This is a genomic window from Marinobacterium marinum (genome assembly GCF_013868415.1).
Lineage (GTDB): Bacteria > Pseudomonadota > Gammaproteobacteria > Pseudomonadales > Balneatricaceae > Marinobacterium > Marinobacterium marinum.
In genome coordinates this window covers 237247-249811 of the sequence record NZ_JACEMT010000052.1, presented here as the reverse complement: position 1 = coordinate 249811, position 12565 = coordinate 237247, and the positions used below count along the sequence as shown (strand labels likewise).

The 12565-nt window shown below is 57.7% G+C and carries 6 protein-coding genes and 4 tRNA genes; 3 read left to right on the top strand and 7 right to left on the bottom strand.

The features are described from left to right. Positions 1–67 precede the first annotated feature (67 nt). On the bottom strand, positions 68–1438 hold the full coding sequence (locus H1S06_RS12700; protein WP_220183868.1) for a VTT domain-containing protein: 1371 nt from the start codon (positions 1436–1438) through the stop codon (positions 68–70). Between the two features lie 81 nt (positions 1439–1519). Between H1S06_RS12700 and serB the strand changes: the two genes are divergently transcribed. Then, the gene (gene serB / locus H1S06_RS12695) at positions 1520–2737 is read left to right on the top strand and encodes a phosphoserine phosphatase SerB (RefSeq protein WP_181740761.1); all 1218 of its coding nucleotides are present in this window, start codon (positions 1520–1522) and stop codon (positions 2735–2737) included. A gap of 25 nt (positions 2738–2762) precedes the next feature. On the opposite strand, the gene H1S06_RS12690 is transcribed toward serB, so the two are convergent. The 6 genes from H1S06_RS12690 to H1S06_RS12665 form a co-directional block, all read right to left on the bottom strand. Next, positions 2763–4901 (bottom strand): EAL domain-containing protein, encoded by a 2139-nt coding sequence (locus tag H1S06_RS12690; protein WP_181740759.1) that lies wholly within the window; start codon positions 4899–4901, stop codon positions 2763–2765. A 114-nt stretch (positions 4902–5015) separates the two neighbouring features. Further along, a tRNA-Gln gene (locus tag H1S06_RS12685) sits at positions 5016–5090 on the bottom strand. A 10-nt stretch (positions 5091–5100) separates the two neighbouring features. Continuing rightward, positions 5101–5177, bottom strand: a tRNA-Met gene (locus H1S06_RS12680). A gap of 9 nt (positions 5178–5186) precedes the next feature. Beyond that, positions 5187–5261, bottom strand: a tRNA-Gln gene (locus H1S06_RS12675). Between the two features lie 12 nt (positions 5262–5273). Continuing rightward, a tRNA-Met gene (locus H1S06_RS12670) sits at positions 5274–5350 on the bottom strand. A 163-nt stretch (positions 5351–5513) separates the two neighbouring features. After that, the gene (locus tag H1S06_RS12665) at positions 5514–6512 is read right to left on the bottom strand and encodes a helix-turn-helix domain-containing protein (RefSeq protein ID WP_181740757.1); all 999 of its coding nucleotides are present in this window, start codon (positions 6510–6512) and stop codon (positions 5514–5516) included. A gap of 137 nt (positions 6513–6649) precedes the next feature. Here H1S06_RS12665 and H1S06_RS12660 point away from each other — a divergent pair, with 137 nt between their 5' ends. Both H1S06_RS12660 and H1S06_RS12655 read left to right on the top strand, forming a co-directional pair. Next, positions 6650–7627, top strand: coding sequence for a helix-turn-helix domain-containing protein (locus H1S06_RS12660; RefSeq protein ID WP_181740755.1), 978 nt, complete (start codon positions 6650–6652; stop codon positions 7625–7627). Positions 7628–7746: 119 nt separating this feature from the next. Continuing rightward, positions 7747–12510 carry an autotransporter domain-containing protein gene (locus tag H1S06_RS12655; protein ID WP_181740753.1) on the top strand — a complete coding sequence of 1588 codons (4764 nt, stop codon included), beginning with the start codon at positions 7747–7749 and terminating at the stop codon, positions 12508–12510. Positions 12511–12565 lie beyond the last annotated feature (55 nt).

Genomic DNA, 12565 nt, shown 5'->3' with positions numbered 1-12565 from the left:
TTGCCTGTTTCAGGCCTGTAAAAGTCGGAGCAGCATACGCCCGGATATTGCCCCGGGCGTAACGGGCTCAACCGTAATAGCGTTGAGCCGCCATTTCCAGATACAGCCCACTGTACAGGGCGGCCACTCCCAGCAGGATGGCCAGCCAGTACAGCGGGATCTTGTCCCGGGCCGGGTAACGATAGAGCCAGACCCTGTAGAGCGTGGTCAGGATCAGGCCCTCGGCACACCCGGCCACAATATCCAGCGGCCAGTGCACACCCAGTATGGGGCGTGACAGTGCAACCAGCAGAATAATCGGTGCGGCCAAGAGGTAGCAGAGGTGGCGAATGCCGTGGTGACGATTATGGGTGACCCAGACCACACTCAGGCCAACCAGCGCCGTAATGCTTGAGGCGTGTCCACTGGGAAAGCTGAAGCTTTCCAGGACGGCCCCTTCCGGTCGTGGCAGGGCAAACGCGAGTTTGAGCAGAGCGTTCAGCCCCAGCACGCAGCCGACGCCCAATAGAATCCCCCATCCCTGTGACTGCCGACAACGATACTGCCCGTATAGCCCGCTGATGGCGGCCAGTGCCACGCCCAGTGCGGGGTCTCCCGGCAGTGTGATGGCCAGGCTCCACAGTGGTAGTTGCTGACCAATCGCCTGCAATGGAGGCAGCAGCAGCTGGTTGAGGTGGTGGCCGACGGGAGTCGGTGCAAGCAGGGATGTGGCCAGGAACAGGCTGCCTGAAAACAGAAGCATGAAGGTCGGTGCAGGTTGCCAGTCGGCGGGCAAGTGGCGGCGGCAATATTGATAGAACCCCTTGTCGGGATGTAACTGGTGATGGACCTGCTGCAGCAGCAACAGCAGAAAGACCAGGATTACCAGGCCCCACAGTAGAGGAATCAGTTCGTTGGGCAAATGGTGTAAGCCTTGGCCAGTCAGATAGCCGGGCAGCAGGTACAGTGGAGCCCAGCCCAGGGCCGAAAACAGGTTGTAGAGTGTGAATCGAGCAGGCGAGAGGCCGCAGCTGCCCGCTACAAACGGGATAATCGGTCGTATCGGCCCGACAAAACGCCCGGTTATGATACTGAGGCCACCCCATTTGTGAAAAAAGCGCTCGCCCCGGTCCAGCCAGTCGGCATGGCGCTGTATCCAGTTCAGTTGTCTGATACTTGGAGCGGCCTTGCGACCAAGCAAGAAGCTGACGCCGTCTCCCAGTACGGCGCCGATGAATCCTGCCAGCAGGCAGGCCATGGGACCAACTCCGGCAGAGCTGGCGGCGAAGGCGAGACCGAACAGCAGGGCAACGCCCGGCAGCAGCAGGCCGACAAACGCCAGTGATTCAAGCAGAGCCACCAGTGTAATCAGCAGCAGCAAGAGCGGAGGGGACGGACTCAGTGTAGTAAGCAGGTTCTCCAGCACGACGGCATCCGGACAGATTGAAAACAGCGACAATGCGGGGGCGGTGCTCCCTCTGATATAATTGCAGCCCAGTGCTGGCTTTACCAGCGATGCCTCATTTAACGGAAGGGTGCGATGAACGAAATCATCCTGCTGACACTATCCGGTGACGACCGCCCGGGCGTAACCTCGGCTATAACCGGTATTCTCGCCCGCTACCATATCAACATCCTCGATATCGGTCAGGCGGTTATCCACAATACGTTGTCGCTGGGGGTGCTGATCCAAGTGCCGACCGAGTTGGAATCCTCGCCGCTGTTGCGAGATCTGCTGTTCAAGGCGCATGAAATGAACATGCAGGTACGGTTCGAGCCGGTCGATGGTGCGGCCTATGAAAACTGGGTTGAAGGGCAGGGCAAGTCACGGCATATCATTACGCTGCTGGCGCGCCAAATCAGTGCCGAGCATATTGCTCGGGTGACGGCGATTGCCGCTGATCATGGTCTGAACATCGACAATATCAGCCGTTTGTCGGGACGCATCTCTCTGCAGGCCGAGAACTGCCCGCGTACCCGAGCCTGTGTCGAATTTTCCGTTCGCGGTATGCCCGCGGATGCGGCTGCCTTGCGAGAAGAGTTTCTGAAGGCGGCCAGTGATCTGGATGTGGATATCGCCTTTCAGAAAGACGATATTTTCCGCCGCAACCGCCGTTTGGTGGTGTTTGACATGGACTCTACCCTGATCGAGGCCGAGGTCATCGACGAACTGGCCAAAGAGGCCGGGGTCGGTGATCAGGTTGTTGAAATCACGGAAGCGGCCATGCGTGGCGAAATCGATTTTGATGAAAGCTTCCGGCGTCGTGTGGCGCTTCTGAAGGGGCTGGATGCGTCGGTTCTGGAGCGTATCGCCGAACGACTGCCCTTGACCGAAGGGGCCGCCGAGCTGGTAGGGCACTTGAAGGCGCTGGGGTTCAAAACGGCAATTCTGTCCGGCGGGTTTACCTACTTTGGCCGCTTCCTGCAGCAGAAATTGGGCTTTGACTATGTGTATGCCAACGAGCTGGATATTCGTGATGGTCATGTGACCGGTGAAGTGACGGGGCAGATCGTCAACGGCGAGCGCAAGGCGCAGCTGCTGCGTGAGATTGCCGAGCGGGAAGGGGTGCGCCTGGAGCAAACCATTGCCGTGGGTGATGGGGCCAACGATTTGCCCATGTTGTCCATTGCCGGGCTGGGTATCGCTTTCCGTGCCAAGCCGTTGGTACGTCAAAGTGCCAAGCAGGCCATCTCGACACTGGGGCTGGATGGCATTCTCTATCTGATCGGCTTTCGCGATCGCGACAGTCTGCTCTGAAGGCAGCCTGCTCTATCCGGGACGGTTATCCGTCCCGGCTCTCCTTGAAAAAATCATATTCCATCTGTTCCTGCGGCTGCTGCAGGTAGTAGCCCTGAATCAAGTGTACGCCGGCGCTGTACAGGTCGCTGATAACCCGTGTCTTTTCCACCAGCGGGGCAATAATCAGCTTGTGCTGTGCCTGCAATGGCTCCAGCATGGATGCCAGCGTTTCCAGTGGCAGGGTGTGGCTCTCAAGATCATGAACGTAGGAACCATCGAGCTTGATAAATCGGGTGTCGAGTTCTCGACAGACGTGATTCGAGTTGGGCGAGCTGCCGAAATGCTTCAGGCAGACCTGACAATTCAGTTGTTGCAGGGCGTGGGTAAAGTTGCGAACTTCCATCAAATCCACGGCCGCATCGCTTTCACTGATCTGGAATACAAGGTATTCGGCGGGAACGCCAGACTGGCAGAGTGTCTCGCCCAGCCAATTCAGCAGCTCTGAACTGCGCAAGGAGGGGCTGGACAGGTTGATCAGCAGGTGGACGCGCTCCCCTCGGCCAAAGGCCTCGGAGAGCTTGTGTAGAGCGGTGGTGATAACCCAGCGGTCCAGTTCGATCAGCACCTCGGGAGCGACCGCCTGTGCGATAAAGGCGTTGGGTGACAGGGCGCGCTCGCTGTCACTGATCAGGCGCAGCAGCACTTCGTAGTATTGTGCCTGGGTATTCAGTCGCAGCGGGACAACCGGCTGGTAGAGCAGGCGGAAGCGGTCCATCTTGAGCGCATTGAGCAGGCGTTTGCTCATTCGGGTGTCGATGTTGGGCAGGAGTGCCTGTTCGCTCTGATAGAGGCTGACGCCATTGCCGGGACGGTTACCGTGATGCAGGCTGGCGGCGCTCATTCGAGCGCGCTGCAGCAGCTCTTCCGGGGGTGGGGTGCTGTCATTGATCATGACGACACCGATCGACACCGTCGTATGAATGGAGGTCTGTTGCACCTTGCAGATATGGCTGCTGATACTGTGGCATAGCGCTTCGCCCAGTTTAACGGCGCGATCGGGATCCGCATTGTGCATTAGAATGGCAAAGGTATTGTTGTCCAGGTGTGCGAGGAGGTGTGCGCGGCTGACTTGTCGTTTCAGAATGGTGCTGATGTCACGCAGTATCAGCTCAACCCCGTCGGTTCCGACTTCGGCCTGAATGACTTCCAAATGGTCCAGAGACAGCAATAGCAGGCTGCGGTCCTGACCGCCAAGGTGCGCATTCTGGCACAGGGTATTCAAGGCTTCCAGAAAGGCGGACTGATTGCGCAGGCCGCTCAGCGGGTGCTTGTCCCGGAAGGCCTGCGTCGAAGTTTCAAGGTTGGTAATGGCCTCAATACGCAGGCACATCTGTTCTTTGTATTCGGCCGGTTCGATACTCATGTTTGCCTCGAAACAGGTGGTATCGGGGCGCTCGGCCGTGAGCGTGCGTTGTATCCGAGTGCCGTTGTGGCTGCTTTCATGCAGGATCAGATCCAGGTCTTCGCGGTATTGCGGCTGCATCAGCTGACGCAGGGAGTGCTGGTGCAAGGCTTCCCCGCTGTTGTAGCCAAACAGGTGGGCAAAGCAGGCATTGGCATAGCGTATAAGGCCATTGTGGACAAAGCAGACCGCCAGTGAAGCATGTTCAACCAGACGCAGGTTGTATTCACGCAGCCGGCTGAGCTGAACCTGTGCCTGCAACAGGGCTCTGCGTGTGCTTAGAGCGTCGAACAGCCGCTGTACGGTGAGCAGGAGCAGAACGCTGTTGTGTTCGGGGATGGCGGCTTGAATGCCGCTTTCCAGCCAGTCGGTTTGAGTCTGACAGTGTGTTTCGGGCAGTAACAGCAGGATCGGCAGGTCTCGATCCTGGTAGCGTAACAGCTCTAGGGTCTGTTGGGGGGTTAATGGGCTGGAGCAGGTTTCCTGCCAGGTCATGATCAGCAGGTCCCAAGTGCGTCGGCTCAACACATTCTGCAGCTCAGACAGGCTCTGGATCGATTCTCCGCGTGGCGCGAAGCGGGCGGCACGCAGCTGGTTCAGAATCTGGTCAATCTGGATGTTGTTACAGTGTGCAAACAGAAGGTTGATAGTGCGCCGAGAAGGATCCGGCTGGGTCTGTCTGGCGAGTGCGTTAATGATCTCGTCACTGGAGGCGCTCATGTTGTCCCCTCGTCGTTGATGCCCGATACCGGTTTAATATACGACGTTAGGACGGGTATGTCAGGCTGCCGAAAAACGAAGCTGAACAGAATGAGATGAAGGTATAGGCGGAGATGGCTGGGGTAGTAGGATTCGAACCTACGCATGCTGGAATCAGAATCCAGTGCCTTACCGCTTGGCGATACCCCAGTATCAGGAATGGTGGCAATAGCGGGATTCGAACCTGCGACCCACGCATTATGAATGCGTTGCTCTAACCAGCTGAGCTATATTGCCACACATAAGTGGCTGGGGTAGCAGGATTCGAACCTGCGCATGACGGGATCAAAACCCGTTGCCTTACCGCTTGGCGATACCCCAGCAATTTGAAAGTGGTGGCAATGGCGGGATTCGAACCTGCGACCCACGCATTATGAATGCGTTGCTCTAACCAACTGAGCTACATTGCCATGTGCTTTCAAGGCCGCAGATTATTCCCTTAATTCGTAACTCTGTCAACCCTCTGAAAGACAAGAAGTTTAAAAAAATGAGGGGTGGTCATAATTGGGCGCAAACAGGGGGCAGGTTACCGTACCTATACGACAAAACGGGGGCGTTTGTGGCGTCAAGCACTTATTCATCAGTGGTTGTATTGATCGCGCTCATCCGTAGCGTATGGCCTGGCGTTTCGCCAAAGTAATCACGATAGGCTTTGGAAAAATTGCTGACATGGCTGTAGCCCACCGCAGCCGCAACCAACTTGACCGGAACGCTTTCCTGCTCGATCAGTTCCCGTGCGCGCTCAAGCCGCTCGCGGCGCAGAAACTCCCGGGGCGTACACTGTGCCGATACCAGAAACAATTGGCTGAGCTGGCGCCGAGGAATGCCGAAACGCTGACAAAGATCCTCTGCCTTGAGTGGCGCGTCCAGATTGCACCGGATATAGGCCGTCAGGTTATCGAAAATCTGCTCCCCCCAGAGTGAGGCTCTTTCCTCGCACTCGGTATCGCCAGCCAGTATGGTTCGAGCCATCTCGGCCAGAATAGACATGGACACCCCTTCCAGCGCAATTTCCTGAAGTGGGTCGGATGCGCAGGCGCCGGGTGAAAACACATAGGCCAGCAGCCTGCGCAGGCGGGTGTTGACCGGTACTTTACGGCTGACAACGCCGGACTCGGGAAATGAGGAAAAGCAGGCGAGGGCGCCGGGCAGTGTTTCGCCAAGCTGTTTGTGCAGACCGGAGATTTTACCGGCCACGCCAATATGTCGAAGCGTCTGGCCGCCTTTCATAAGAAAGCGGGTGCCGTTATCTCGCACACGGTAAACGATACCGGACTGAGGTGTGATTTTGTATTGCTTGCCATCCGGGGTTTCCAGCAGCATTTCGCCGCTTAACAGGAGTACGCTGCAGAGCAGGTTGGGCAGTTCGGATTCGCCAGCACTGGTATCGATAACGCAATCACGTTGGACCCGGAATTCGGACCGATAAAGCCGCAGCACATTATTGAAATCAAAGCGTTGCAGACGCCCCATGCCGCCGCCATCCGGCAGTGGAAAGTCCTGCGCCTCAAAGTCCCAAAGGGCACGGCTATCGCTGTTCAGGTGTTCAAAATCATTTTTGTTTTTATTCATGGTAGGCCAAAGACTGAGTCAGTTGGGGGCAAGACCACACAGTTCTTTTTTACGCTACCAGAACTGATCGAGTGTTCAAAACGCATAAAAATGCGCAAAAATCATAAAACACAATGCTTGCAGTGAAAATCAGTCACATGCATCGTTTATCGATGAATGTTGAACGCAAGCAGGCACATCATCAACTGGACGATGCCTCTCGGCAGGCGGCTGCTCAGCCCTGGCTTGATCTGGAAATGCATCAGTTAAGCCCGGGGCATTACCAGGGGGCGTGTGCAACGCTGACACTGGATGGCATGCATCTGGTACATGAGCACCAGAACCAGGCGGTCCACAAAAGGGGTGTCACCCAAGGCAACCTCTGTGCGCTGTCCATTGCGAAAACAGTCAGCCCCGGAATGCGCTTTTCCCAGTTTTTAAGCCCGATGGATTCCTGGCTCTATTTTTTGCCCAAAGACGCGGAGCTGGATATCCGAGTGATGCCGGCAAGCGAAACCTTCTACCTCTGTCTCGATCAAGACAGTCTGCTGGACGGGGCGCGTATCCTTGGTCAGGGCAATGAGGTACTGCGTCCTGAAGCGCCGCAAGCGTTCAACAGCAAGCTCACGGCCGGTCTGATGGCTGATTTCAGCGCCCTGCTTCATCACCGCAGACCGGAAGGCCTGCTGCCCTTGGCCAACTGCGCCCGGCTGCTGCGTGATAGCGTTGTTGTTGCGCTCAGCCAGGCAACCGCGATCGATACCGGTGTCTGCCGCAGCGTCCGTGCCGGCTGGCGAGCCCAGCGGCTGGTCTCGACCGCCCGAGACTACATGGATGCCTGCCTGCAAGTGGGACAGGTGCCCTCCATTACCGATATGTGCGCCACCACCGGCGTGTCGGAACGTACGCTGCAGTATGCCTTTCGCAGCACCATGCAGCTCACTCCCGTTGCCTATCTGCGTACGCTGAGGCTCAACCGGGTACGTGCAGAGCTGTTAATCGCACTGCCGGCCCACACAACCGTCACCCGAGTCGCCATGCGCTGGGGATTTGTCCATCTGGGCGAATTTTCCCAAGAATACAAGCACCTGTTCGGGCAGCGGCCATCCGAAACCCTCGCACAACGCCCGGATTAATCCTAAGGGCAGGCGTTGTTTGCGGATATCCGATAGTGGGCCAACAGCCGTTTGACGATAATCGAGGATTAACATTCGAGCCAGCCATTGGGCCAGCATAAGTTTACAGGGAGGTACTCATGAATCACGCCTATCGTGTTGTCTGGAATCAGGCGCTTCAGGTCTGGATGGCGGTTGCAGAAATCAGCCGCCGCAAGGGTAAAACCAAAGCCTCTGTGCTGCTCAGCGGCCTGCTGCTGGGGGTATCGCCCGCCGGGGCGGTGGAGGAAACCTTTATCGCGCCGTACGGGAGCTGGTCGGATGGTGTCAACTGGGCGGATGGCACGGTGCCGGTTTCTGGTGCGGACCTGCAGCTGAATTTTGATTTTGACTACGGAAACGGCTCGACCCACGATCTTGGTGATCTCACCGTGAACAGGCTGAGCTTCTCCACCTCGAACCCGATTTTCCCAGTGATTGTCGTCGATGCCGCTAGTGCCGCAGACAAGCTCACTTTTGACGGGGCCGACGCGACAATTGATGTGTCATCACCTTTGGATGCTTGGTTTGATGTAGATATTAACCCCGAGGTAGTGCTCGACAGCACTCTTAGGGTAGCTGCCAGTGGTCCAACATCGAACAAAAACGTCTATTTTAAAAGCGGTATATCGGGAGCGGGGGGGCTCAGGGTTTCAGAAGGTGTGGCCGTTCATCTGGCCGGCAATGATGGCGGGCTTTACACCGGCGATACCACCATAGAAATTGGCGGGGTTTTGGCGAATGTTTGGCGCACGTCGAACACTCTTAGCGCCGCATCCCGACATATCGTCCATGGAGAGCTAAGGCTGTTCGAGTCTGGTGCCATCGGTAGTCTTGAAGGCAGTGGTCAGGTAACGATTGATGACGGGAAAAGCCTGGAAGTCGGCGCCCTGGATACCAACACGCTTTTCTCTGGAGTTATAAGTGACTACTCAGGCTCCGGTGTTCTCACCAAAACCGGCAGCGGCACCCTGACCCTCACAGGCACCAACACCTACACCGGCGAAACCCGTATCTCCAACGGCACCCTGTCAGTGCAGGATGGCGGCAGCATCAGCCATGGTGCGGCGCGGATGTATGTGGGCGATGTCGCCAGCCAGACCGGCACCCTGGAGATTGGGGCGGGCAGTTCGGTGACCAGTGAACGGTCGTTTATTGGCACCTACGGTGCCGGGGAGGTTCGCGTCGAAGGCAGTGGCGCGCGATGGCGGCTGACAGATCATCTCTATGTTGGAGCCCGTGGCGAGGGCACCCTTGAGATCCGCGATGGAGGTGAAGTAGAGGTTGCCGGCATCCTTTTCGTGGGCAATAACCCGGGTGCCACTGGTCGGGTAACGGTGGACGGCGTCGGCTCGGAGCTCAAGGCGCTGTCTCTGCAACTGGGCCGTGAAGGAAACGGCACTCTGACCCTGGCGAACGGAGGGACGGCTTCTATCAATGGTGGCAGTGGAGCGGTTTATCTAGGGGTCTCTTCCGGCGGCCTGGGCACTCTGAATTTTGGCGCTTACGACCTTGCTGATCCGACCACTGCGGGCGTGCTCGACGCTGACCGTCTCCTAATCGGCACTACCGCTTCATCAGGCACGGGCACCATCAATTTCAACCAGGCCGACACCCTGACCCTGGCGGCCGATATCGTACAAGGCGGTGGAACGGGCAGCGTCAACCAGCGTGGCACCGGCACCACCATCCTGACCGGCACCAACACCTTCACCGGCGACACCACCATTTCCGATGGCACCCTGCTGGTCAATGGCTCTATCGCTGGTTCACAGTCTCTAGTGAGTGGCGGTGTGTTGGGTGGCACCGGCTCCTTGGCGGGTGTCACGCTCAATGGCGGTACTCTGGCGCCGGGCAACTCCATTGGCACGCTCAGCACCGGCAATGTGACAGCCAACACCGGTTCCACACTGCAATTTGAGGTGGACAGTGCCGGGGACTCGGACACTTTGGCGGTGGCCGGTGGTGTTACCCTGAACGATGGTGTGGTTATCGACATCATCGCCCTGGATGCGCTAGACAGCCTGCCAATCCATAGTCAGTACACCCTGATTGACAATGATGGGGCAGATCTCATCGCTGGCACCTTTACTCCGGGTACAGGCAGCCTCGGCAGTGACGGTGAACTGTTTTCTGTGCTTTCTACCACGGGCGGTGATGGCAACGACCTGACGGCTGAAAGCTACCGTACCGGCCTGACCCTCGCGGATGGCGCAACCTTCAGTGATCACCTGTCCTTCCCGGATCACTTCCCCGGCTTTACGTTTACCGTAGAGGGCACAGACAGTGCTACCTTTAGCGGCCTTCTGGGAGAAAGCACCACGCCGGTATCTCTGAGCAAAGAGGGTTCCGGTACCCTGATTGTCACTGGCACCAATACCTACACCGGTGGCACCACCCTTTCCAATGGCACCCTGGCCGTGCGCGAGGGCGGCAGCATCAGCCATGGAGCTGCAGAGATGACCGTGGGTGATACTGCAGGACAGACTGGCATTCTGGAGATTGGGCCTGGAAGTCTTGTCGCTAGTGCGCAAGCCACCATTGGGCAGGCAGGCGCGGGTGAGGTCGATATTGGCGGTACCGGTGCCCATTGGCAGGTTGACGGTAGCATCGATATGAATAGCGGCGGTTCGGGCATCCTGAGAATTCATGACGAAGGTGTTGTGGATGTCGCCCACGGGGTACGTGTTGGCTCTGACTCTGCGGTAAGGGTCAGTGGTCCAGGGTCTTCGCTGAATGCCGGTAATATGCTGGTTGGGCTGCATGGCACTGGTTCGTTGACACTGGAAAATGGTGGTAGTGCATCGATTGACGAGGGAGTTCTTTACCTGGCGGGGTATGAAGGTACGGGGGTGCTCAATTTTGGCGGACAGGACCTGTCCGTGGCAAGTACCGCTGGGGCACTTGGAGCCGATACTATTGAAATCGGTTTGGATGATGGGAATGAAAGTACGGGTATTATCAATTTCAACCAGACCAACACTCTGACTCTGGCGGCTGATACGAGAGAGAGCCGCGGTTCGGGTAGCGTTCATCAGCGTGGTAGCGGCACAACCATCCTGACCGGCACGCACTATTACAGCGGTGGCACCACTATTTCAGATGGCACTCTGCTGGTTAATGGCTCTATCGAACGTTCATCCATCAACGTCAACGGCGGTGCCCTCGGTGGCAGCGGGTCAGTGGGTAACGTCACTGTCAACAGCGGTACCATCACTCCAGGCAACTCCATCGGTACGCTCGCGGTGGGCGGTGACTGGACCCTGGGAACTGGGGCCACCTACGAGGTGGAACTGATCGGTGGCGGCACCACCGCCGGTACTCATAATGACCTGTTGGATGTGGCCGGCAGTGCCACCATCGAGGATGGCGCGCTGGTCCATGTGACACCGGAAAACGGCACCGACAATGGCTCGACCAACTATGCTGACGGCGCCCGCTATACTCTGGTTCAGGCTGCTGGTGGCTTGACCGTTAACGGCCAGCAGACCGTGACCGATGACTACGCCTATCTGGATTTCCGTACCGACGATGACGGCAATGCCTATTACCTGATCAGTGATCTGCGGGTCATCACGCCGCCACCTGAGCCGGAACCTGAGCCGGAACCTGAGCCGGAACCTGAGCCGGAACCTGAGCCGGAACCTGAGCCGGAACCTGAGCCGGAACCTGAGCCAGAACCTGAGCCAGAACCTGAGCCAGAACCTGAGCCAGAACCTGAGCCAGAACCTGAGCCAGAACCTGAGCCGGAACCTGAGCCGGAACCTGAGCCAGAACCCGAGCCAGAACCGGAACCGGAACCCATTCAGAGCTTCTGTCTGGATGGCATGTCCGGCAACCAGTGTCGCACCGGTGGTAGCGCCTTCAGATTGGCGGCAGGGCATCCACTCTATGACCAGATTCTGAATATGAGTGAAGCCCAGGCTAGGGCGGCGTTGAATGCGCTGTCGGGGGAGCTGCATGCCAGTGCACGCGCCCAGCTGGCGACACAGAGCGGCGGCATTCGTCTGGCGGCACTGGAGCGGCTGCAGTATGCCCCCAAGGATGAGAGTAGCGGACTCTGGTTCGACATGTTGTACAGCGACGCTGAACTGAATGGCAAGAGGGGCATCGCGACATTGGATAGCCAAAGCCGGGGCCTGTTGCTGGGCGCGGATGGCTACCTGCAAAACGGCTGGCGCCTTGGGGTACTGGGTGGCTATCAGGACAGTGATATGGACCTTGCTGCGCGGTCATCCTCTGCGGAAGTGGATAGTCTGTATCTGGGTGTTTATGCCTCCCGCCACTGGGAGAGCAACTGGCACCTGGGGTTAGGGGCTACGTTCGGGCAGCACCAGTTGCAAACGCAACGGCATGCGCTGGGTCAGACACTGAAAGCCGATTACGACGCCAGTAGCTGGCAAGCCTTTGCCGAAACGGGCTATCGCTTCGAGTCCGATAATGGCTGGGTACAGCCATTTGTGGGCCTGTCCTGGCTGAACCAGCGCAATGATAGCTTCACGGAATCTGGAGGCTCGGCGGCTTTGGGGGTGGGGCGCACGGAGTCGAGTACCGGTTTTGCCAGTGTCGGTGTGCGCGGTGGTGCTGAGCTGGGCGCGGATCCCTTGCCGGTGCGTGTGCAGGGCTCTATCAGCTGGCGCCATGCTGTTGAGGATATTGATACGGTCAGTGAGCACCGTTTCCTGAGTGGTGACAGCCGCTTTACGATCAAGGGCGCGCCGATTGCCGAAAATACGGTTGTGCTGGATGCGGGACTGGTTGTGCCGGTATCGGAAAATACCGATATCAGCTTTGGTTACCGGGGCGAGCATTCAGACGAGAGTGATGTGCAGGAAGGGTATATTCAGATGAGTGTGCGCTTCTAGTCCAGAAGCATGGTCATGGCAGGCGCAAAGCGATATTGCCTGCCATGACGGGCCT

Excerpts from the sequence above, each read along its gene's own strand:
- serB (WP_181740761.1), top strand. The coding sequence starts at position 1,520 with ATGAACGAAATCATCCTGCTGACACTATCCGGTGACGACCGCCCGGGC.
- H1S06_RS12690 (WP_181740759.1), bottom strand. The coding sequence starts at position 4,901 with ATGAGCGCCTCCAGTGACGAGATCATTAACGCACTCGCCAGACAGACC.
- H1S06_RS12665 (WP_181740757.1), bottom strand. The coding sequence starts at position 6,512 with ATGAATAAAAACAAAAATGATTTTGAACACCTGAACAGCGATAGCCGT.
- H1S06_RS12660 (WP_181740755.1), top strand. The coding sequence starts at position 6,650 with ATGCATCGTTTATCGATGAATGTTGAACGCAAGCAGGCACATCATCAA.
- H1S06_RS12655 (WP_181740753.1), top strand. The coding sequence starts at position 7,747 with ATGAATCACGCCTATCGTGTTGTCTGGAATCAGGCGCTTCAGGTCTGG.